This window comes from Providencia sp. PROV080 (genome assembly GCF_033688105.1).
Taxonomy (GTDB): domain Bacteria; phylum Pseudomonadota; class Gammaproteobacteria; order Enterobacterales; family Enterobacteriaceae; genus Providencia; species Providencia zhejiangensis.
The window spans coordinates 2,262,731-2,284,809 of the sequence record NZ_CP096346.1; the positions used below are offsets into that span (position 1 = coordinate 2,262,731).

The window sequence follows — 22,079 nt, forward strand, 5'->3', positions numbered from 1 at the left end:
GTTGCCGATACGCGAGTGAGCCTACCGGCAGTTGAAAAGAGAGTTACCAATCTATCCCTTTTTGGGCTTTTATACCGGCATCAAATGCATGTTTGACAGGGCGCATTTCTGTCACAGTATCGGCTAAATTGAGTAAATCACGATGACAGCCTCGTCCCGTAATAATCACTGATTGATTTTCAGGCCGATGAGTGAGGGCATGTATCACGTCTTCTAGCGGCAGATAATTGTAGCTAATCATATAAGTGATTTCATCAAGCACAACCAAATCGATTAATGGGTCGGTCAGTAACTGTTGTGCATGATGCCATGTATCAAGGCAGGCAAGGGTATCGGCTTCACGATCTTGGGTCTCCCATGTAAAACCTGTGGACATGACATGAAAAGCGACACCATGAGGTTGCAATAATTCACGTTCACCGTTATCCCAGCTGCCTTTGATAAATTGCACTACCGCCGCTTTTTGGCCATGACCTACCGCTCGGCAAACTGTACCAAATGCCGCGGTTGTTTTGCCTTTACCGTTTCCTGTAAAAACAAGCAAAATGCCTCGCTCTAATTGAGCGGCTTCAATTCGAGCATCGACTTTTTCTTTTAGACGTTGTTGGCGTTCTTCATGTCGACTTTGAGACATAAAATCACTCCGTTGCCTTGACTTGTTGAGCCGGTTGAGCATCAAAACTAATGCCAGTTTTACGTAAGCTATCATTACTCATCAAGAATAGATAGATTGGCATGATATCAGCGGGGGCTTTGATGGTCATTGGATCTTCATCTGGCGCAGCGCTAGCACGCATACTGGTTCGTGTACGTCCTGGATTAATGCAATTCACACGTAAGCCAGTATTTTTATACTCCTCTGAGAGAATCTGCATTAGGCCTTCAGTCGCAAATTTAGAAACAGAGTAAGCTCCCCAGTCTGCGCGGCCTTTTTTACCTACGCTGGAACTGGTGAAAACAAGGGATGCGTTTGGCGCTTTCAATAATAGAGGAAGCAAAACTTGAGTTAACATAAATGAAGCATTAACGTTGACCTGCATAACATCATGCCATAAGTCAGCGGGCTGCTCGATGATTGGTGCTACAACACCCAATAGCCCAGCGTTATGTAACACGCCATCAAGATAAGGGTGCTTTTTAGCAATTTCATCGGCTAACTCAACATACTGTTCATAAGAGGCTGTTAATAGGTCTAATACATAGATATCAGCCGCTTTGCCAGTGAGTTTTTCGATTTCTTGGCTAACGCTTTCAAGTTTATGTTTTGTTCTACCTACAAGGATTAAAGAGGCACCGAAGCGGGCATAGGTTAATGCGGCTTCACGGCCAATACCATCACCGGCCCCAGTAACTAAAAGGGTTTTACGACTTAGCAGGTCATGTTTGGGTTGATAGTGGAGCATAGTATTTTTCCTATCCTATTTGTTAACAGTTACGATATCATCTCATTGATTGATGCTATTGGCTAATGTAGCGTAGAGATTTAAGTGAAATTACGATAAAAAGCAGAGTTATTTTACTGGTTGTTTAAGAGCAATCATGAGACTATTTTTATCAAGATAAACATGAGAAGGATGATTTTGTGGAGTATTTCTCTCTGTATGGACTATTTTTGGCAAAAGTTGTCACGATAGTCGTTGCGATTATCGCACTAGCCGTTTTTGTTTTTGGTGTTGGAATGCGTCGCCAAGGTGGTAGAGGTGAGCTAAAACTTACTGATTTAGGTGAGAATTATCGTGAACGCCAACGCCAAATGCAGCAAGTTAAAATGAATGCATCTGAGCATAAAGTTTGGATGAAAGCATTTAAGAAACAACAAAAGGCGCAGGAAAAAAATGAAAAAGCAGGGGCTAAAATAGGTCAAACGACAGTTAAAAAGCCTTGTTTATATGTTTTAGACTTTAAAGGCAGTATGGATGCGCGAGAAGTGAATTCTTTAAGAGAAGAAGTCAGTGCTATTCTGGCTGTGGCAGAAGCTCATGATGAAGTTTTATTACGTCTTGAAAGCCCAGGTGGGATGGTGCATGGCTATGGTTTGGCTGCATCGCAACTTTCGCGCATCAAAGAAAAAAATATTCCGTTAACGATAGCTGTCGATAAAGTTGCGGCAAGCGGTGGCTATATGATGGCCTGTATCGCGAATAAAATTGTTGCGGCTCCCTTTGCTATCCTAGGATCAATAGGCGTGGTTGCTCAAGTACCTAATATCCACCGTTTGTTAAAAAAACATGATGTTGATGTTGAGTTACATACAGCGGGTGAATACAAACGTACGTTAACTATGTTAGGTGAGAATACCGAACAAGGGCGTAAGAAGTTTGTTGAAAACCTTAATGAAACTCATGAGTTATTTAAGCAGTTTGTTCATCAAAACCGCCCATCATTGGATATCGATGCGGTTGCGACTGGCGAATACTGGTATGGTAGTCAAGCACTTGAGAAAGGGTTGATTGATCAAATTGGTGTCAGTGATGATATTATTATTTCTGCGGTAGAAACCAAAGAAATAATCAGTGTTCGTTATACTCAAAGTAAAAAAATGTTAGAAAGGTTTACGGGGAGTGTTTCTGAAAATGTCGATAAGTTGTTATTACGCTGGTGGCAGCGTGGTCAGAAACCATTTATGTAATTAAATTGAGATTAAGTTTTCTCGCAAAAAATACATTTCATAACTATTATTAATTACCGGCTAAAAGCCGGTAATTTTTTGCTTAGGCATTATTACTTAAGGCGATACTGTTCAGACAGTATATGTGATAGATGTTTATACATATTGAAAGCCGCGGCACTTTTGGTTGTTGGAATACCATTGGCATCAAGAAAAGATTCACCTTTAAAGACTAAAGTGTCACGGTGTTGCTCGACGGTATGAACGAACATCCCATGAATGAAGTCATCATGCTTCCTTATGATCTCATTGGCTTTTTCTAGAAGTTCATTTTGTGTTATAGATTGAATATTGTTATCCATAAGTTAGCCCCATAAAAAAAATAATTGGTTGCGTCTGGCGTTTTATCAGGTAGAGTGTGTGCTTTTCGTTAGCCATAATTAGTTATTATACGGCTAAAATCAGTCAGCTAGCACACTTTGTATTCTTTTTAGCATAGCGTGATTGGTCTGGTAGTTTTTGCTTAAACGCAAACTATTTAAAGAAATTATATTGATATATTGCAATTGTGCCGCAATATAAAAAAGAGATTTTCATTTTGTGCATTTTAATGTAGAAATGCGCCATTGTAGAAATTTAGGTAAAGGTAAATATGGGTAAAGCTCTTGTTATCGTGGAGTCCCCGGCAAAAGCCAAAACGATCAATAAGTATCTTGGCAGTGGCTACGTTGTAAAAAGCAGCGTTGGCCACATTCGCGATCTGCCGAAAAGCGGGTCCGGCTCACAAAAGAGTACAGGCTCATCTACCGACAAAACTAAAAAGGTTAAAAAAGACCCTCAAACAGCGCTTGTGAAACGTATGGGGGTTGATCCTTACCATGGTTGGAAGGCGAATTACCAGATATTGCCAGGTAAGGAAAAAGTCGTTTCTGAATTACAAGCGTTAGCGGAAGATGCAGATCATGTCTATCTTGCGACGGACCTTGACCGTGAAGGGGAAGCAATTGCATGGCATTTACGCGAAGTGATTGGAGGCGATGATTCTCGCTTCAGTCGTGTCGTGTTCAATGAAATTACTAAAAATGCGATTACTCAAGCATTTGAAAACCCAGGTGAGTTAAACATTGACAGGGTCAATGCTCAACAAGCACGCCGTTTTATGGATCGTGTTGTGGGTTATATGGTATCGCCTTTATTGTGGAAAAAAGTTGCGCGTGGTTTATCCGCGGGGCGTGTGCAATCCGTTGCGGTACGTTTGATTGTTGAACGTGAACGTGAAATTAAAGCGTTTGTGCCGGAAGAGTATTGGGAGCTTCATGCAGATCTTGCTGACAAAAATATTGCAGCATTACGTATGGAAGTCACACACCAATTAGGTAAACCTTTCAAGCCAGTTACAAAAGCTCAGACCGAAGCGGCGGTGAGCGTGCTTGAAAAAGCTCGTTTCCAAGTTGTTGATCGTGAAGATCGACCAACGTCAAGTAAACCAAGCGCACCTTTTATCACATCGACATTACAACAGGCGGCAAGTACTCGCCTAGGTTTCGGTGTGAAAAAAACCATGATGATGGCTCAGCGTCTTTATGAAGCGGGTTATATCACTTATATGCGTACTGACTCAACGAACTTGAGCCAAGACGCAATCAATATGGCGCGTGGTTACATCAATGACAATTTTGGTGAGAAATATTTACCAAAAGAAGCTAACGTTTACACGAGCAAAGATAATTCGCAGGAAGCTCACGAAGCAATTCGTCCGTCAAGTGTTGATGTCTTAACTGATTCACTAAAAGACATGGAAGCTGATGCGAAAAAACTTTACCAGTTAATTTGGAATCAATTTGTGGCTTGTCAGATGACACCTGCAAAATATGATTCGACGACATTAACGGTGAAAGCGGGGGATTTTGAGCTAAAAGCCAAAGGGCGTACTTTGCGTTTCGATGGTTGGACGCGTGTCATGCCTGCTCTGCGTAAAAACGATGAAGATAAAACATTGCCACCAATTCAGGTGGGTTCTGAATTGTCACTCGTTGAACTGCTACCAAGTCAGCACTTTACTAAGCCTCCAGCACGTTTTAGTGAAGCCTCTTTGGTTAAAGAGCTCGAGAAACGTGGCATTGGTCGCCCATCAACTTATGCGGCAATTATCTCGACTATTCAAGATAGGGGTTACGTTAAAGTTGAAAACCGCCGTTTCTATGCAGAAAAAATGGGTGAAATCGTCACTGATAGATTGGAAGAAAACTTTAACGATCTGATGAACTACGATTTCACGGCGCGTATGGAAAATCAACTTGACCATATTGCTAACCATGAAGCTGAATGGAAAGCCGTGTTAGATGAATTCTTCTCTGACTTTAGCAAGCAGTTGGATATTGCAGAGAAAGAGCCTGAAGAAGGTGGAATGCGTACTAACCCGATGGTGATCACATCAATTACTTGTCCTGATTGTGAACGTCATATGGGAATTCGTACTGCATCAACCGGTGTATTCCTTGGTTGTGAAGGCTACGCGCTTCCACCAAAAGAACGTTGTAAGAAAACCATCAATTTGATACCTGAACATGAAGTATTGAATATACTTGAGGGTGATGATGCGGAAACTAATGCGTTACGTGCTAAGCGCCGTTGCCCGAAATGTGGCACAGCGATGGATAGCTACTTGATTGATAACCAACGTAAATTGCATGTTTGCGGTAATAACCCAGCCTGTGAAGGTTATGAGATTGAAGAGGGTGAATTCCGTATTAAAGGCTATGATGGCCCTGTCATTGAATGTGACAAATGTGGTTCTGAAATGCACCTAAAAACAGGGCGCTTTGGGCCTTATATGGGATGCACAAATGAAGAGTGTAAAAACACGCGTAAGATCTTAAAAAATGGTGAGATTGCACCACCAAAAGAAGATCCGGTTCCCTTGCCTGAATTGCCATGTGAGAAATCAGACGCTTATTTTGTATTGCGTGATGGTGCTGCTGGGGTATTTCTTGCGGCAAACACGTTCCCTAAATCGCGTGAAACTCGAGCACCTCTGGTGGAAGAACTGCAACGCTTCAAGGACCGATTGCCTGAAAAGCTAAAATATTTAGCAGATGCGCCAGCGCAAGACCCAGAAGGTAATCCAACAGTGGTACGTTTTAGCCGTAAAACCAAGCAACAATATGTCTCTTCTGAGAAAAATGGCAAAGCGACGGGTTGGAGTGCATTTTTTGTAGACGGTAAATGGGAAGCAAAAGAGAAGTAACATTCTTTATATTGCCCCTCTAAAAGCCAAAGGCGATAGACGATTCTATCGCCTTTTTCTCTGTAAGAACTCAAATAATTTTCAGGGGTGACATAGGGTTCATCCTCTCTCCCTGAAATCCCATCTTTGATGAACGGTTTATTATTTTATCACTTTTCAGGCGCAGTCTTAAAAATGCGTATATTTAGGTTAAGTGTTGATTTATGTGGCTAACCGCAAAGCAATATGATGCGGGTTTGCTATGCTGATAAATAGCGAATATCAATAGTTATCAGTTTATTGATATTTATCCGCTTTTTAGCAACAAACGCAATAATCAATGTAACGATATAAACGTATAAAAATAGACCCACGACTGGAGGTAGAATGAAATTCAAAATGTGTTTACTCGCTGGTTTACTCACCGCTTTTGCAGCTAACGCAGCGGAAAAAACAGTAGTCTTGAAAGAAGCAACTCCACAAGGTGAAGGTAAAGCCATTGGTGAGGTTGTTATTTCCGAAACGGATTATGGGTTACTGTTCTCACCAAAATTAACAGGCCTACAAGGCGGGGTTCATGGCTTCCATATTCATGAAAACCCAAGCTGTGAAGCTGGCGAAAAAGAAGGTAAAACAGTGCCTGCATTAAAAGCGGGTGGGCATATGGATCCAGCGAAAACCGGCGTTCACAAAGGCCCTTATGATAAAACAGGTCACTTAGGTGATTTACCTGGTCTAGTTGTTGATGCTAAAGGTAATGCGGACTATGCCGTATTAGCGCCACGCTTAAAAACACTCAAAGACGTTGAAAACCGTGCTCTAATGGTGCACGTTGGCGGGGATAATTACTCTGACCATCCGGAAGCGCTAGGGGGTGGTGGTGCTCGTATGGCGTGCGGTGTTATTAAATAATACTGTATGTAAATACAGTTATTAGGGAAAGCCTACCAAAAATCAATCTTACTATGAGGCTCTGAGGTATTCAGGGCCTTTAATTTATTGAAAATAAATAATTTATTTTTACTAAGAGAAGGGTGATGCTGAATTCATGGGTGGCTGTATAAATATACAGTTATTGATAAAACCCGACCAAAAATCAATCTTACTATGAGGCTCTGAGGTATTCAGGGACTTTAATTTATTGAAAATAAATAATTTATTTTTATTAAGAGAAGGTTGATGCTGAATTTATGGGTGACTGTATAAATACACAGTTACCTGTATTTGTCAGAACTAACAAAGGCACTCATTGCTAGCGCCTTTGTTAATGGTTAATTACCAAATACGGATACGCTGTTCTGGCTCAAGATATAATTTGTTATCTTTATCAACAGAGAATGTTTGATACCATTCATCCATATTTCGTACGACACCATTCGCTCTGAATTGGTTTGGGCTATGCGGGTCGGTTAAGATTTTGTTTCGTTCAGATTCTTTATTTGACAGTTCTTGCCAAGTTCTTGCCCAAGAAATGAAGAAACGTTGTAATCCCGTTGTGCCATCAATAATAGGTGCTTCACCATTTGGGTAATTCTCTTTGACGAATTGCTTATACGCGCTCAGTGCGATATTAAGGCCGCCCAAATCACCAATATTTTCCCCTAATGTGAGTTGACCATTCACTTTTTGGCCATCGACACGAAAGCCATCATATTGCTCAACTAATTTATCAGTTTTCTGCTTGAAGTGTTGTTTTGAAGCATCACTCCACCAGTTACGAAGTTGCCCTGTACCATCATATAAGCTTCCTTGATCATCGAACCCATGGCCCATTTCATGGCCGATGACAGCGCCAATAGCGCCGTAGTTATAAGCAGGGTCAACATTAGGGTCAAAGAATGGCGCCTGCAAAATTGCGGCAGGGAATACAATCTCATTTTGAACAGGATTAAAATACGCATTAATGGTTTGAGGTGTCATTCCCCATTCCCATTGACGAACCGGTTGTCCTATTTTGCTCATGTTATCCTGATAGGACCAATTCAAGACTTGCTTATAGTTATCCAATAAAGTATCAGGCTTTAAATTAATGCTACTAAAATCATTCCACTTATCAGGGTAGCCTACTTTAACGGTAAATTGTTCAAGCTTTTTGAGCGCTTCTTCACGCGTTGGGTTATCCATCCAGTCATTATCTTTTAAGCGTGAATTGAAAGTGCCTCTAATATAACTCACCAGCTCAGTAATTTTAGCTTTTGATTCAGGGTCGAAATATTTCTCGACATAAATCTGGCCCATCGGCTCGCCTTGTAAACGGTTTACTGTTTCAAGAGCACGTTCTTTGCGGGATCTTTGTTTTTCAATACCATTCAATTTACGTGAATAAAAATCAAATCTAGCGTCAGAATAATCACGGTTTAAATAGGGTGCTTGGTCGCTTAAATAATGAAAACGCAGATAGTCTTGAAGTGTCGAGACGGGGGTATCAGCATAGATTTTCGCTAACTGTTTTACAGCACTATCATTTTCCACAATGACCTTATTCAATTGTTTGTTTGAAAGTTGCCATTGATTTATGAAGTTATCCCACTCAAATCCTTCAGTGAAATTTTTCATTTCATCGAGCGTCATGGGATGATAATTTTTGATCGTATCGCGACGTGCTTCTGGGCTCCAATGCACCTGAGCCATGGATTTTTCTAGAGCAAAAATTTGCTGAGCTTTCTGCTCAACCTCTTTTTCACCCGCTAAGTTTAAGATTGTTGCGATATAAGCAATATAGTTTTTGCGAATATCTTCCATCTGAGGGGTGTCGTCGAGATAATAATTACGATTCGGTAAGCCTAAACCGCCTTGACCAAGGTATAAAACATAAGTATCAGGTTGTTTGGCATCAAGGTCGACCCAATAAGAAATAAATGGCGTATAAGCAGGTAATGCCATCAATTTGCTAATATCATTATGGTTTTTCGCATGGCTAATGGCATCTAACTCTTCCTTAAGAGGCGCAATGCCAGTTTTTTCGATGGCCTCTTCATTAAGGTAGCTAGCATACAAGTTACGAATATTTGTTTGATTATGATTGAGCGTGTTGGCCGGCGCGTTTTGAAGTTGGTCAATAATACTTTGTAGCTGCTTTTCTGTGGTTAGGTATAGCTCAACAAACGAGTTGATGCGTGGCATACCGGTAGGGATCTTTGCCTTACTGATCCAATCCTGATTCACGTAGCGATAAAAATCATCACCAGAAGCGATGTTGTCTGATAAAACAATCTTTTGATTTCCATAGGAAATTTCTTTGGCATACAGCTGAGGGGCCATGGCGATAGTCGACATACTGATAATGAGCGCCAAAATGTTTTTCTGCATGTAACGTCCTCTCTTCGTTGAGAATTTTGATTTCCATTACTAAGGCTAAAGTGGATTTACCCATCTTACAAAGTTGCTTATCTCCTATTCAATCATAGTTTACGAAAATTGGGTCATAACTTTGCATTTCCTTACTAGTTAACTGTATAAATAGTTTTATATTTAAATTAACTTATGTGGAATTTCATCATCTGGCTATTCACAGTCTGCATTATGGTGTTATATTAGTTATATTAAATATCATATATATAGCTTTTAATTATAAGTAATAATTTTTAGCTATAGCTAAATTCTGACACGCTCTGTAGAGGTGAACCTAAAAATGAAATTACAGCAATTACGCTATATTGTTGAAGTGGTTAATCATGACTTGAATGTCTCTTCAACTGCTGAAGGGCTATTTACCTCACAGCCAGGCATCAGTAAACAAGTTCGCATGCTAGAAGATGAGCTAGGTATTCAAATCTTTGCTCGCAGTGGTAAACATCTCACTCATGTTACACCCGCCGGTGAAGAGGTGATCCGTATTTCTCGTGAGGTTTTGTCAAAAATAGAGGCCATTCGCTCGGTTGCAGGGGAGCATACATATCCAGATAAAGGCACCTTGCATATTGCGACAACGCATACCCAAGCACGCTATGCATTACCGCCTGTCATAAAAGGTTTTATCGAGCGTTATCCACATGTTTCATTGCACATGCAGCAAGGTTCGCCGACCCAAATTGCTGAAGAAGTCTGTAAGGGAAATAGTGACTTTGCAATAGCAACAGAAGCGCTGCATCTCTATAGTGATTTGATCATGCTTCCTTGTTATCACTGGAATCGCTGTGTTGTGGTGAAAAAAGATCACCCGTTAGCGGAGAAGAAAAATGTCACGATTGAGGATGTAGCACAATACCAGATAGTGACTTATACCCACGGTTTTACAGGGCGTTCTGAATTAGATATTGCTTTTCAAAAGGCAAATCTTGAGCCTAAAATTATTTTTACGGCAACAGATGCGGATGTTATTAAAACCTATGTTCGTCTTGGGTTAGGGATTGGTATCATTGCGAGTATGGCGGTGAACCCTGAGTTGGATAGTGATCTCGTTGTGATTGATATGCGGGATAAATTTAGCTATAGCACAACGAAAATAGGCTTTAAGCGAACCAGCTTTTTGCGTAGTTATATGTATGACTTTATTTGGCGTTTTGCCCCTCATCTTACTCGGGATGTTGTGGATAAGGCGATTGCACTTCGTAACAATGAAGATATTGAAGAGATGTTTAAAGACATTAAATTGCCTATCGTGTAATGACACCTTTCAACCCCTTTCTTTACCTTATGTCGCCTGTTTTTATGCGCGACATAAGGTTTCTATTTAAGTCATTTAATGATTACTCATAAGACGAGCGAATTTCTCATATTATATTTCGATACCTATTTTTCTTAAATTTTTTTGTGTTTTTTGATGAAAAGCACAGAGAATTTAAGGATTTGACACAAAATCCATAAAGTAAATATTTTCAGCAACTATAATTACAAGTAATTAACAAAACATTGTGAATTTGTTAGGCAAGTAAGATGACCCATAATCATCATAAAACCAAGGAGGAGTTATGTCGTTGAGTCTAAAAACACAGAGTGCATCAACACTCAGTGTCGGAAGCAAGCTCTATAATTACTTCAGTTTGCCGATTGCTACTAAACAACTCGGTGATGCTACTAAGCTACCCAAATCCCTCAAAGTCCTACTTGAAAACCTGTTGCGTAATATTGATGGCAAATCAGTGGTCGAAGCTGATTTGCAAGCGATCATCGATTGGCAAAAAACGGGGCATGCTGAGAGAGAAATAGCTTATCGACCCGCTAGGGTACTGATGCAAGACTTTACAGGGGTACCGGCGGTTGTTGATTTGGCTGCGATGCGTGAAGCGGTGAAATCGTTAGGTGGTAATGTTAATCAAGTCAATCCATTGTCTCCGGTGGATCTTGTTATTGACCACTCGGTGATGGTTGATGAATTTGCGACCGACAAAGCATTTGATGATAACGTTGAAATTGAAATGAAGCGCAACCATGAACGTTATCTCTTTTTGCGTTGGGGACAAAAAGCGTTTAACCGCTTTAGAGTCGTTCCACCGGGTACTGGTATTTGCCACCAAGTGAATTTAGAGTACCTCGGTAAAGCAGTGTGGTATGAAGAAATTGATGGTCAATTATATGCCTACCCAGATACTTTAGTGGGTACCGATTCACATACAACCATGATCAATGGCCTTGGTGTATTAGGCTGGGGGGTTGGGGGAATTGAGGCTGAGGCCGCTATGCTCGGTCAACCCGTCTCAATGCTCATCCCTGATGTTGTCGGGTTTAAACTGACAGGCAAATTACGTGAAGGTATTACTGCAACGGACTTAGTTTTAACGGTCACACAAATGCTACGTAAGCATGGTGTGGTTGGTAAGTTTGTTGAGTTTTATGGTGATGGCCTTGCGGATTTACCATTGGCGGATAGGGCAACGATCGCGAACATGTCGCCAGAATACGGTGCGACTTGTGGTTTCTTCCCTGTTGATAATGTCACATTAGAGTATATGAAGCTAACAGGACGCAGTGATGATGAAATTGCGTTGGTGGAAGCTTATTCTAAAGAGCAAGGTTTATGGCGTCATGCCGGTGATGAACCGATCTTTACGAGCACCTTAGAGCTTGATATGTCGACAGTGGAATCCAGTTTAGCAGGGCCTAAGCGTCCACAAGATCGCGTCGAACTGAGCCAAGTACCAAAAGCGTTTCAAGCCGCTGTCGAATTGGAACTGAATAAAAAAGATAAAGCGGCACATCCAACGGTAAATTATCAAGGACAAACCTTTGACATGACCGATGGTGCTGTTGTCATCGCGGCAATAACATCTTGTACAAATACCTCAAACCCAAGTGTCCTAATGGCTGCTGGGCTATTAGCGAAAAAAGCAGTAGAAAAAGGCTTAACGCGTCAACCCTGGGTTAAATCTTCTTTAGCGCCGGGTTCTAAAGTGGTTACCGACTATTTAGCTTTAGCCGGTTTGACGCCGTATTTAGACAAATTAGGCTTTAATCTTGTGGGTTATGGTTGTACAACTTGTATCGGTAACTCAGGTCCATTACCAGAACCGATTGAACAAGCGATCAAAGAGAGCGATTTGACCGTAGGGGCGGTATTATCTGGAAACCGCAACTTTGAAGGGCGGATCCATCCTTTAGTCAAAACCAATTGGCTTGCGTCACCACCGCTGGTGGTTGCCTATGCACTCGCGGGCAACATGAATATCAATGTCAAAACAGACCCGCTAGGTAAAGACCATCAAGGTAATGATGTCTACCTGAAAGATATTTGGCCATCAAGCGCTGAAATTGCCCAAGCGGTTGAAAAAGTGAAAACAGAGATGTTCCGTAAAGAATACAGTGCTGTTTTTGATGGAGACGAAGCATGGCAAGCATTACAGGTTGAAAGCTCCTCTACTTATCACTGGCAGGAGGATTCTACCTATATCCGTCATCCACCTTTCTTTGAAGGTATGAAGGCGGAACCAGAGGTTGTTCAGGATATCCATGGAGCGCATATTCTGGCCATATTAGGCGATTCAGTCACAACGGACCATATTTCTCCAGCAGGGAATATTAAGGTAGATAGTCCAGCGGGACGCTACTTGCAGGAACATGGTGTGGCTGTCGCTGATTTTAACTCCTACGGTTCTCGCCGTGGTAACCATGAAGTGATGATGCGTGGTACGTTTGCAAATATTCGTATTCGTAATGAAATGGTGCCAGGGGTTGAAGGTGGCTATACAAAACATATTCCAACAGGCAAACAAATGGCAATTTATGATGCCGCCATGCTGTACCAAAAAGAAAAATTGCCTTTAGCCATCATTGCCGGTAAGGAATATGGTTCTGGTTCGAGTCGAGATTGGGCAGCAAAAGGTACTAATTTGCTGGGTGTTCGCGTGGTGATTGCAGAATCTTATGAGCGTATTCACCGTTCTAACCTCATTGGTATGGGGGTTATTCCTCTGGAATTCCCACAAGGCACCACGCGTAAAACGCTGGGGCTTAAAGGTGATGAGCGTATAGATGTTGAGTACTTGCAATCCATTGAGCCGGGTCAACATATCGTGGTGAAAATCACCTATGGAGATGGGCAGGTAAAAGAAATCGCCACACGTTGCCGTATTGATACAGCCACCGAGATGGAATATTACCGAAATGGCGGTATCTTGCATTATGTGATCCGTCAAATGCTGCACTAATTTTTGGCATTTGTTGGTTAAAAACGCCCATCTGTATTTTTACAATGGGCGTTTTTTATTGTTATTTCGCAATATAATGCGATTAACTTCAGGTTATGATGATGTTGCTGTTAGGCTCTATGAATGGATGTACAGAGTGTTTTTTGGTGGCGAAATACATTTTGTGGTCGGTAAGGGGGGAATAACTGCTCACAGGGGGATAAAAATGCGTAAGGAGTGGGGACGTATTTTTAAATCGGCGGATACAAATAGCGTATATTGATATTCGATAAGATATAAACGGGCTAATGAAATGATCTAACGTAAAGGAAAAAGATATGGCAGATATTAATGCAACGGATTTTTACAAAGGTGCACTTTGGGCTGCAGATATTCTCGTCTCTACCTCGTCAAGTTCGTCAAGTCATCATTATCAAAATGAAGTTCGAGATATTCTTGAACATATTCCAAATTTATATTCCATTGTGATGCAAACACCCGAAACTGAAGTTTGTGATCTCCGTTTATTGGTAGATAAAGAATTCCCATTAGGTCGTCATGCGGATTATGTCGCAATAGATATAGTCCCCTTATCTCAAAACAACGATATTGTGGCCATGCCAGAAAAAGTAGCCAATTTGGATGAAATGTCTCACTCAAGGGCGGATATCGCCTGCTGGGGAGTGGCTGCAAAGACTGCCGATGAAAAGCAAAAATTGTTGATTACAGGCCTACATGACTCAAGTGTTGCGCAAAGTTATGCCCTACGATTAACAGAACAACTTAACAGGCAAAAAGGGTAAATGAAAATGCCCGTTAATGAATGCATTAACGGGCACTGTAGACAATCATTAGAGGGACAGAATTTTGTCTTCAGCGAGTTGAAGTGCAAAATAGGTGAAAATCATATCAGCACCAGCGCGTTTGATCGCACCTAAAGTTTCAAGCGTCACGCGAGTTTCGTCGATCGCTCCCGCCATTGCAGCAAATTTAATTTGTGCATATTCGCCACTAACCTGATAAGCGCCAATAGGCAATTCAGTACGTTCGCGTAGGTCACGAATGATATCTAAATAAGCTCCCGCGGGTTTAACCATTAGTGCATCAGCGCCTTCTTGAACATCAATCAATGACTCATGAATGGCTTCGCGGCGGTTCATCGGATTCATTTGATAGGTTTTTCTGTCACCTTTCAAACAAGAGCCTGCCGCATCTCTAAATGGACCATAGAGCGCTGACGCAAACTTTGTGGAGTAAGACATGATTGCGGTGTCTGTAAAACCCGCTGCATCTAGAGCGTGGCGAATGGCTGCAACTTGTCCATCCATTGCAGCTGAAGGGGCGATAAAGTCCGCACCTGCTCGAGCAGCAGCCACTGCTTGCAAACCTAAGTTATGGATTGTGGCATCATTATCAACAATATCACCCTGCATAACACCACAATGACCATGTGATGTATATTCACAGAAACAAGTATCTGACATCACAATCATTTCGGGGACGGTATCTTTACATATGCGTGACATACGTGCGACTAAACCATTTTCTTGCCACGCATCGCTACCCGTTTCATCCAAATGATGAGAAACGCCAAATGTCATCACAGATTTAATGCCTGCTTTGGCAATACGTTCTATTTCAAAGGCTAAACGTTTTTCAGGGATACGTACAACGCCAGGCATACTGTCGATTTGTTTATAATCGTCAATACCTTCTTCAACAAAGATAGGTAGACACAGGTCATTAAGGGAAAGATGCGTTTCTTGGAAAAGGTCACGCATTTTTTCAGTTTTGCGTAATCTTCTCATACGTTGGATAGAATGCAGGTTATTCACCGTAGCTCCTTATTATCAGAGAAATAAATTTAAGTCGTTAAATTTATTTTTCGAGATCATTGATGGGTAACAGTATAAACCTTATAGAGTGAAAGTGAATATATCAGAGAGGGAAAGTCATACAACCGATTGTTATTATTTTAATATTGGTAAAGGAAGAGCGCGATCATAAGCTCTTCCATTTTTGAAAAATTATTGATGCTTAAATAGCATATGCCCCATTTTCTCAGCTTTTATATCTAAGTAATGAGCATTGCTTGGATTACGGCCAACAATTAAAGGAACACGTTCAACAACATTAATGCCGGCTTCACGCATAATATTAATTTTTTTAGGATTATTGGTTAATAAGCGGACTTCGTTAATACCCAATAATTTATACATGTCAGAGCACAGTGTAAAATCGCGCTCATCCGCTTTAAAACCTAATTTAAGATTCGCTTCGACGGTATCTAAGCCTTGATCCTGTAATGCATAGGCACGAATTTTATTGAGTAGGCCAATATTGCGACCTTCTTGGCGATGATAAAGTAGCACTCCACGGCCTTCTTTACTAATCTGAGAAAGTGCTGCTTCTAATTGGAAACCGCAATCACAGCGTAAGCTGAATAACGCATCACCCGTTAAGCATTCGGAGTGGATACGACTGAGCACTGGTTCCGGACCTGATATATCGCCAAAAATGAGAGCGACGTGGTCACGACCGGTTGCTATTTCCTCAAACCCGACCATTAAGAACTCGCCGAAAGGAGTGGGTAATTTGGCTTCGGCAACACGTATTAGCTGCATATTTTCATTCATTAGTTGAAATAACTCTTGCGTAATTAAGAACGTTAATCGATAGGGGATAATCTATCGATGCTATATGGTGTTTAGCATATAGAGAAGACTTTTATTTGCACACGGTCTCCTATTCATTACTATAACAGAGTTAATCACTTGTGAATCAAATTTTATTAATTCAAATACTCAACAGGCATAAATAGCATAAAATGAATAGATCAATATATCCCATCATCGCTTTTGCTGTTTTATTACTTATTCCGCCTACCGTACTGTGGATGAGCGGCTGGTATTGGCTGCCGTCATCGAAAGTAGAATCGATTAAATGGCTGTTTTGGTTAACCGAAACTGCGGGGCTCCCTTATAGCCTAATAACCTCAACCGTTTTACTCGCTCTGACTTTTTATGTTTGTAAGCTCAAATTAAAACACACCATTTTATGGGGGAGCGTGATTATCTGTTGTATTCTTGCGGGGCAAGGTATCAAAGGGATTGTTAAAAACAGTCTCCAAGAACCACGACCTTATGTGGTTTGGTTAGAAAAAGAGTATGGCCTTTCGAATTCAGATTTTTATGAATTAAAAAGAAAACAACGGGCCGAGGTAATTAAACAGTTTGTTAAAGAAAATGCTCAGGTTCCGTCATGGCAACGGAAACATTGGCAGGCTGAAACAGGGTATTCATTTCCATCAGGCCATGTTTTATTTGCCGCAGGTTGGGCGTTATTATTGATCGGGCTATTTTGGCAGCGTAGGCAATATCTACTTTCAGTGATAATTGCTGTGTGGGCTGAAGGGATTGTTTTGAGTCGATTGCTACTAGGAATGCATTGGCCAGTTGATGCTATTGCCTCCATTATCATTAGCGCGATTCTAGCCTTGGTGGCATGTGCTGTATTAAAAGAGCGAGCATAAGCCGCGAGTGATAGCACAAAAGTCGCTTAAATAAGCGCCATAAGGCATCAGCAAAGTCGGCGTATAAGATAAATTACTTTGTCTGAGTGCGCCAGAAATGCTACCTTATCAGGTAGATAATTTCATTTCATAAAAACGGATAACGGGAAAGAATGTGAAATATTTTCTGATATTATTACTAGCTGTTGTGATTTTTATCATTTCAATAACGCTAGGCTCAAGCAATAATCAGGTGATTACATTTAACTATCTGATTGCGCAGGGAGATTTTGCATTATCTTCGCTTTTGGCTTCGTTGTTTGGGGTCGGTTTTGTGCTCGGTTGGTTAGTTGCAGGGCTGTTTTATTTGCGTGCGGTGGTTAGCCTGAAAAATGCGCGCCGTAAAATCAAACGCCTTGAATCCCAACTGAGTGTGGATGATAAAACATTCTCTGATTCTACAGAAATTGTGGCTCAGAAGAACAAGGAATAAACTTGTATGTTTGAGCTGCTGTTTCTGTTGTTACCTGTCGCGGCTGCATACGGCTGGTATATGGGGCGTCGAAGCGCTCAACAAGACAAGCAGCAACATGCTAATCGCCTGTCACGAGACTATGTGACGGGTGTTAACTTTCTTTTGTCAAATCAGCAAGATAAAGCTGTTGACCTCTTTCTCGATATGTTGAAAGAGGATAGCTCCGCATTTGAAGCACATCTCACATTAGGTAATTTATTTCGCTCCCGAGGTGAGGTTGAACGAGCAATCCGAATTCATCAATCGCTTGTTGAAAGTGCATCATTATCTTTTGAACAACGTCTTTTAGCCACTCAGCAACTCGGCCGTGATTATATGGCGGCAGGGGTTTATGATCGCGCTGAAAATATGTTTCAGCAATTAACTGATGAGGTCGATTTTAAGCAAAATGCCTTGCAGTCATTACTCAGTATTTTCCAACTGACTAGTGAATGGAGTAAGGCTATCGAGATTGCCACCAAATTAGTTAAATTGGGTAATGAAGAGCAACGTGAAAATATTGCGCATTTCTATTGTGAGCTAGCTAGCCAACATCTTAGCAGTGACGACCTTGATGGTGCATTAAGCTTACTCAATAAGGCAGAACAGGCCGATAAAACTTGTGCTCGTGTGTCGATTATGAAAGGGCGCATTTTTATTGAGCAAGGGCAGTATGACAAAGCCATTGCGGTCCTAAAACAAGTTTATGAACAAGACAGAGAGCTGGTGGCTGAAACCTTGCCTTTATTGCATGATTGCTACCAACAAACTGCGAATATCGAAGATTGGGAAACGTACTTACGTCAATGTGTTGCTGGCAATACGGGCGCAATTGCTGAACTTTACTTAGCCGATATTATTGTTGATAAACAGAATCATGAGGCTGCTGCAAGTTATATTAATGATCAGATTCAACGCCATCCCACCATGCGATTATTTTATCGCTTAATGGATTACCACCTACAAGAAGCGGAAGAAGGGCGAGCAAAAGAAAGCTTAATCCTGTTACGCAAAATGGTGGGTGAGCAAATTAGAACTAAACCCGATTACCGTTGCCACAAATGTGGTTTTACCTCACATTCGTTATATTGGCATTGCCCATCTTGCCGTTCATGGGACACAATCAAACCAATTCGTGGATTAGATGGACAGTGACAGTGTCACTTTTTACCAAATATGATTAAGGCTACAACTAAATGATTTCTTCAACAGAAAACCACGCTCGTGTATCTACTCACTCGCCAGTCATTGTTGCACTCGACTATGAAGATGTAGACGCTGCATTGGCGTTTGTTGACCTAATTGATCCCCGTGAATGCCGTTTGAAAGTCGGTAAAGAGATGTTTACCTTTAATGGCCCGCACTTTGTCAAGTCACTGCATCAACGAGGCTTTGAGGTTTTCCTTGATTTGAAATTCCACGATATCCCAAATACCGTTGCTCGTGCAGTCGCTGCGGCAGCAGAGATGGGGGTTTGGATGGTGAACGTTCATGCAGGTGGTGGCAGCCGTATGATGGAAGCCGCCCGAAAAGCATTAGAGCCTTATGGTAAAGAAGCGCCATTATTAACAGCAGTTACCGTTTTAACCAGTATGGATCAATCTGATTTGCTGGGGGTTGGTATTAATGCGACACCGGCAGAGCATGCTGAACGTTTGGCATTATTGACGAAAGAGTGTGGTTTAGATGGTGTCGTGTGTTCAGCGCACGAAGCAAAAAGATTGAAATCATTGTGTGGTCGTGATTTTAAATTAGTCACGCCAGGCATTCGCCCTGTAGGAAGTGATGTGGGTGACCAACGTCGTATCATGACGCCACAAGATGCATTACAAGCAGGGGTTGATTATATGGTGATTGGTCGGCCGATCACTCGTAGCGATAACCCTGCATTAGCATTACAGCAAATCAACCAATCGATTAAGGCTTGAGTATGAGTGATTCAAATAGTCGCCTAGTCTATAGCACTGAGAGTGGGCGAATAGAACAAGAGAAGCCTAAAATCCAACGCCCTAAAGGAGACGGTATTGTTAGGATCCGTCGTGAAACGGCTGGGCGTAAAGGTAAGGGCGTTTGTATTGTTACCGGACTTGACCTAGACGATGGCGAACTGGCAAAACTGGCTGCGGAATTGAAGAAAAAGTGCGGTTGTGGCGGCTCAGTAAAAGACGGTGATATTGAGATCCAAGGCGATAAACGCGACATAATCAAACAACTTTTAGAAGCAAAAGGCTATCACGTTAAGTTAGCGGGTGGCTGATCGTAGTACAGGCTAAGGGGAAAGCCCCTTAGCCATGAATTTATTTTCCGACTTGATGTCCAATAATCCCACCAACAGCAGCGCCACCAACAGTTCCTAGTGTGCTACCTCCCGTTAGGATTGCCCCACCTACGGCACCTACGCCAGCACCTACAGCGGTATTTTTGTCTCGTTTTGACATATTTGAGCATGCACTCAGGCTAATAGCGATAATAGTGGCTAAAGCGAATGTCGTAACGCGTTTACTTGTCGTGTTCATTTTAGTGACTCCGAGTTTTGTGGACGTAACCAAATTATCACAATCAGTAATTATACGAATCAGAATTATCGGGAATTAATATCTATAAAAAACGGAAATATAACTAAGTGTTGTAGACTAAATAAGACGGCAATAAAACAATATGCTACTGATAAAATCAGTAGCATATTTATAGTATAGTATTAAAAAGAATTATGCGGCGGGGCGAGCAACGATATTACGTGTTTCCATACGAACTTCGGCGATATTGACATTAATAATATCGTTGAGTTTGTACGCAGGTTCACCTTTAATTAATACGCTGCCCGTTTCTTGGCTACATTGTATTTCGTCGCGCACAGCATGTAAGAACGGCGCTGGGATAAAAGCAACAGCACCATTATCGGTGAGTCGGACACGAACACCACCACGAGTAATATCGATGATCTCCGCTGGGAAAACTTGGTCAGTCCCCTCAAATGGCTTTAAGAAACGCGCATATAGCCAATCACCGACATCGCGTTCAGCCATGCGGTTTGCACGGCGGCGTTCAGCTAATTTTATTGACAACTCTTCTGTTGGCTTATTCGTTGAAGGCTGGCCAGCAATCACAGACTTTAATAACCGATGGTTAACGATGTCTGTATATTTACGAATTGGTGATGTCCAAGTTGCGTAAGCGTCAAAACCTAAGCCAAAATGCGGGCCGGGTTCACTTTTCACCTCAGCAAATGTTTGGAAGCGGCGGATACGACTGTCTAAGAATTGGGTCGGTTGTGCATCTAACTGACGACGTAGTTGACGGAAACCGTCCAAAGTTAGCAATGCGTCCGCGGTCGTTTCGATACCATGATCTTTCAACGTTTGTACGACTTGGTCAATTTGTAATGGTTCAAAGCCCATGTGGACATTAAATACACCAAAACCTAAGCTGTTTTTCAGTTGTATTGCTGCACACAGGTTAGCCGTTATCATGGCTTCTTCGACAATACGATTTGCTGTACGGCGGCTTTCTACAATGATATCAATGACATTGCCTTTATCATCTAATAGGAAACGATAATCAGGGCGATCTTTAAACACCAGTGCATTTTGTTGACGCCATTGATGGCGTTTATCAGCCATCTCTTTTAGTAACTCGATCTGTTGTTGATCCGCTGGATTAGCTGGCTGCCAACTACCTGTTTTTTCCAACCAATCAGAAACTTCGTCGTAAACCAATTTAGATTTAGACTCAACCCAAGCACTAAAGAATTGAATATCTTCAGCGATACTGCCATCTGCTAATATCGTCGTGGCACAGACAAGTGCAGGGCGCTGCTCATTAGGGCGCAAAGAGCATAGGTTGTCGGATAGCTCACGAGGTAGCATTGGAATGTTAAAACCAGGAAGATAATTGGTATAAGAACGTGCCAAAGCCAGTTTATCTAATTCACTGCCTTCTTTGATATAACTGGTTGGATCGGCAATAGCAATATAAAGCTTTAGATTACCTTCAGGGGTTCTTTCAACATAGAGCGCATCATCCATATCTTCCGTGCTGGCACTATCGATAGTGACAAAATGAAGGTGAGTGAGGTCAATGCGTTCAATGCCTTCATCGTCACGTTCACTATCCACCATTTGTGGCTCTGCACGATCAAGTTGATGACGACGCAGTGTTACCCACCAAGGCGCAAAATGGTCTTCACCATCCGTAATGAATTCTGTAATGTCAGCGTAAAAACCTTTATCACCTTTTAAGGGGTGACGACGCATTTCAGCAACAACCCAATCCCCTTGTGCAAATTCATGGGTAACGTCTTTGGTTGGGCGGCAAGAAATCGTATCTTTTAGTAGCGGATGATCTGGAATAACGAATAAACGGTTATCATTATCTTTTTTCTGAATTCGACCTACAAAACGCGTGAGAAAAGGTTCGACAAGTTCTTCTGGCTCAGCGAATTCACGGTCTTTATCGGTATGAATGGCAGCCACAACACGGTCACCATGCATGACTTTCTTCATCTGCGGAGGAGGTACAAAGTAGCTTTTTTGTCCATCTACTTCGAGAAAACCGAAACCTTTGTCGGTACTTTTTATCAAACCCTCAACTCGTGGGGTTTGAGAATGTAGCTGCTGTTTGAGTTGCGCGAGCAATGGGTTGTCTTGAAACATACTTAC

19 protein-coding genes are annotated in these 22,079 nt (G+C 41.7%); 11 read left to right on the forward strand and 8 right to left on the reverse strand.

Features of this window, described 5'->3' with window-relative positions; translation table 11 throughout:
* Nucleotides 1-43: 43 nt before the first annotated feature.
* Nucleotides 44-634 carry a cob(I)yrinic acid a,c-diamide adenosyltransferase gene (cobO, locus tag M1F03_RS09925; RefSeq protein WP_154624944.1) on the reverse strand — a complete coding sequence of 197 codons (591 nt, stop codon included), beginning with the start codon at nt 632-634 and terminating at the stop codon, nt 44-46.
* Nucleotides 635-638: 4 nt separating this feature from the next.
* Nucleotides 639-1,403 carry a YciK family oxidoreductase gene (locus M1F03_RS09930; RefSeq protein WP_247047254.1) on the reverse strand — a complete coding sequence of 255 codons (765 nt, stop codon included), beginning with the start codon at nt 1,401-1,403 and terminating at the stop codon, nt 639-641.
* A gap of 179 nt (nt 1,404-1,582) precedes the next feature.
* Between M1F03_RS09930 and sohB the strand changes: the two genes are divergently transcribed.
* A complete protein-coding gene (gene sohB, locus M1F03_RS09935; protein ID WP_251464114.1) occupies nt 1,583-2,629 on the forward strand; it encodes a protease SohB in 1,047 nt (348 codons plus the stop codon).
* Between the two features lie 92 nt (nt 2,630-2,721).
* Here sohB and M1F03_RS09940 read toward each other — a convergent pair whose 3' ends face one another.
* Nucleotides 2,722-2,970 (reverse strand): DUF2498 family protein, encoded by a 249-nt coding sequence (locus tag M1F03_RS09940; protein WP_154624946.1) that lies wholly within the window; start codon nt 2,968-2,970, stop codon nt 2,722-2,724.
* Nucleotides 2,971-3,260: 290 nt separating this feature from the next.
* Here M1F03_RS09940 and topA point away from each other — a divergent pair, with 290 nt between their 5' ends.
* On the forward strand, nt 3,261-5,855 hold the full coding sequence (gene topA / locus M1F03_RS09945) for a type I DNA topoisomerase (RefSeq protein ID WP_154624947.1): 2,595 nt from the start codon (nt 3,261-3,263) through the stop codon (nt 5,853-5,855).
* Between the two features lie 366 nt (nt 5,856-6,221).
* Nucleotides 6,222-6,746, forward strand: a complete 525-nt coding sequence (gene sodC, locus M1F03_RS09950) for a superoxide dismutase family protein (RefSeq protein WP_154624948.1) — start codon at nt 6,222-6,224, stop codon at nt 6,744-6,746.
* 363 nt (nt 6,747-7,109) lie between these two features.
* On the opposite strand, the gene M1F03_RS09955 is transcribed toward sodC, so the two are convergent.
* A complete protein-coding gene (locus M1F03_RS09955) occupies nt 7,110-9,143 on the reverse strand; it encodes a M13 family metallopeptidase (RefSeq protein ID WP_247047253.1) in 2,034 nt (677 codons plus the stop codon).
* A gap of 322 nt (nt 9,144-9,465) precedes the next feature.
* Between M1F03_RS09955 and cysB the strand changes: the two genes are divergently transcribed.
* From cysB to M1F03_RS09970, 3 genes are all read left to right on the forward strand, one after another.
* Nucleotides 9,466-10,440 carry an HTH-type transcriptional regulator CysB gene (gene cysB, locus M1F03_RS09960; RefSeq protein ID WP_154624593.1) on the forward strand — a complete coding sequence of 325 codons (975 nt, stop codon included), beginning with the start codon at nt 9,466-9,468 and terminating at the stop codon, nt 10,438-10,440.
* 304 nt (nt 10,441-10,744) lie between these two features.
* A complete protein-coding gene (gene acnA, locus M1F03_RS09965) occupies nt 10,745-13,417 on the forward strand; it encodes an aconitate hydratase AcnA (RefSeq protein WP_154624594.1) in 2,673 nt (890 codons plus the stop codon).
* Between the two features lie 317 nt (nt 13,418-13,734).
* Complete coding sequence (locus M1F03_RS09970; RefSeq protein WP_251464116.1) at nt 13,735-14,199, forward strand: hypothetical protein; 465 nt, start codon at nt 13,735-13,737, stop codon at nt 14,197-14,199.
* 48 nt (nt 14,200-14,247) lie between these two features.
* On the opposite strand, the gene hemB is transcribed toward M1F03_RS09970, so the two are convergent.
* The gene (gene hemB, locus M1F03_RS09975; RefSeq protein WP_163861567.1) at nt 14,248-15,231 is read right to left on the reverse strand and encodes a porphobilinogen synthase; all 984 of its coding nucleotides are present in this window, start codon (nt 15,229-15,231) and stop codon (nt 14,248-14,250) included.
* 192 nt (nt 15,232-15,423) lie between these two features.
* Entirely contained in the window at nt 15,424-16,020 is a 597-nt protein-coding gene (gene ribA, locus M1F03_RS09980) for a GTP cyclohydrolase II (protein WP_154624607.1), read from the reverse strand.
* Between the two features lie 203 nt (nt 16,021-16,223).
* Between ribA and pgpB the strand changes: the two genes are divergently transcribed.
* From pgpB to yciH, 5 genes are all read left to right on the forward strand, one after another.
* Complete coding sequence (pgpB, locus tag M1F03_RS09985; protein ID WP_251464118.1) at nt 16,224-16,928, forward strand: phosphatidylglycerophosphatase B; 705 nt, start codon at nt 16,224-16,226, stop codon at nt 16,926-16,928.
* A 154-nt stretch (nt 16,929-17,082) separates the two neighbouring features.
* Complete coding sequence (locus M1F03_RS09990; protein WP_163861572.1) at nt 17,083-17,400, forward strand: LapA family protein; 318 nt, start codon at nt 17,083-17,085, stop codon at nt 17,398-17,400.
* Nucleotides 17,401-17,406: 6 nt separating this feature from the next.
* Complete coding sequence (gene lapB, locus M1F03_RS09995) at nt 17,407-18,576, forward strand: lipopolysaccharide assembly protein LapB (RefSeq protein ID WP_154624597.1); 1,170 nt, start codon at nt 17,407-17,409, stop codon at nt 18,574-18,576.
* 41 nt (nt 18,577-18,617) lie between these two features.
* Entirely contained in the window at nt 18,618-19,349 is a 732-nt protein-coding gene (gene pyrF / locus M1F03_RS10000; protein WP_154624598.1) for an orotidine-5'-phosphate decarboxylase, read from the forward strand.
* Between the two features lie 2 nt (nt 19,350-19,351).
* On the forward strand, nt 19,352-19,678 hold the full coding sequence (yciH, locus tag M1F03_RS10005; protein ID WP_154624599.1) for a stress response translation initiation inhibitor YciH: 327 nt from the start codon (nt 19,352-19,354) through the stop codon (nt 19,676-19,678).
* Nucleotides 19,679-19,718: 40 nt separating this feature from the next.
* On the opposite strand, the gene osmB is transcribed toward yciH, so the two are convergent.
* Both osmB and M1F03_RS10015 read right to left on the reverse strand, forming a co-directional pair.
* A complete protein-coding gene (osmB, locus tag M1F03_RS10010) occupies nt 19,719-19,937 on the reverse strand; it encodes an osmotically-inducible lipoprotein OsmB (protein WP_154624600.1) in 219 nt (72 codons plus the stop codon).
* Nucleotides 19,938-20,129: 192 nt separating this feature from the next.
* Nucleotides 20,130-22,073, reverse strand: coding sequence for an exoribonuclease II (locus tag M1F03_RS10015; protein WP_196713128.1), 1,944 nt, complete (start codon nt 22,071-22,073; stop codon nt 20,130-20,132).
* Nucleotides 22,074-22,079 lie beyond the last annotated feature (6 nt).

Bases quoted from the DNA above. Each gene is read 5' to 3' on its own strand.
- cobO (WP_154624944.1), bottom strand. From the start codon at position 634: ATGTCTCAAAGTCGACATGAAGAACGCCAACAACGTCTAAAAGAAAAA.
- M1F03_RS09930 (WP_247047254.1), bottom strand. From the start codon at position 1,403: ATGCTCCACTATCAACCCAAACATGACCTGCTAAGTCGTAAAACCCTT.
- M1F03_RS09940 (WP_154624946.1), bottom strand. From the start codon at position 2,970: ATGGATAACAATATTCAATCTATAACACAAAATGAACTTCTAGAAAAA.
- topA (WP_154624947.1), top strand. From the start codon at position 3,261: ATGGGTAAAGCTCTTGTTATCGTGGAGTCCCCGGCAAAAGCCAAAACG.
- sodC (WP_154624948.1), top strand. From the start codon at position 6,222: ATGAAATTCAAAATGTGTTTACTCGCTGGTTTACTCACCGCTTTTGCA.
- M1F03_RS09955 (WP_247047253.1), bottom strand. From the start codon at position 9,143: ATGCAGAAAAACATTTTGGCGCTCATTATCAGTATGTCGACTATCGCC.
- cysB (WP_154624593.1), top strand. From the start codon at position 9,466: ATGAAATTACAGCAATTACGCTATATTGTTGAAGTGGTTAATCATGAC.
- acnA (WP_154624594.1), top strand. From the start codon at position 10,745: ATGTCGTTGAGTCTAAAAACACAGAGTGCATCAACACTCAGTGTCGGA.
- M1F03_RS09970 (WP_251464116.1), top strand. From the start codon at position 13,735: ATGGCAGATATTAATGCAACGGATTTTTACAAAGGTGCACTTTGGGCT.
- ribA (WP_154624607.1), bottom strand. From the start codon at position 16,020: ATGCAGCTAATACGTGTTGCCGAAGCCAAATTACCCACTCCTTTCGGC.
- pgpB (WP_251464118.1), top strand. From the start codon at position 16,224: ATGAATAGATCAATATATCCCATCATCGCTTTTGCTGTTTTATTACTT.
- lapB (WP_154624597.1), top strand. From the start codon at position 17,407: ATGTTTGAGCTGCTGTTTCTGTTGTTACCTGTCGCGGCTGCATACGGC.
- pyrF (WP_154624598.1), top strand. From the start codon at position 18,618: ATGATTTCTTCAACAGAAAACCACGCTCGTGTATCTACTCACTCGCCA.
- yciH (WP_154624599.1), top strand. From the start codon at position 19,352: ATGAGTGATTCAAATAGTCGCCTAGTCTATAGCACTGAGAGTGGGCGA.
- osmB (WP_154624600.1), bottom strand. From the start codon at position 19,937: ATGAACACGACAAGTAAACGCGTTACGACATTCGCTTTAGCCACTATT.
- M1F03_RS10015 (WP_196713128.1), bottom strand. From the start codon at position 22,073: ATGTTTCAAGACAACCCATTGCTCGCGCAACTCAAACAGCAGCTACAT.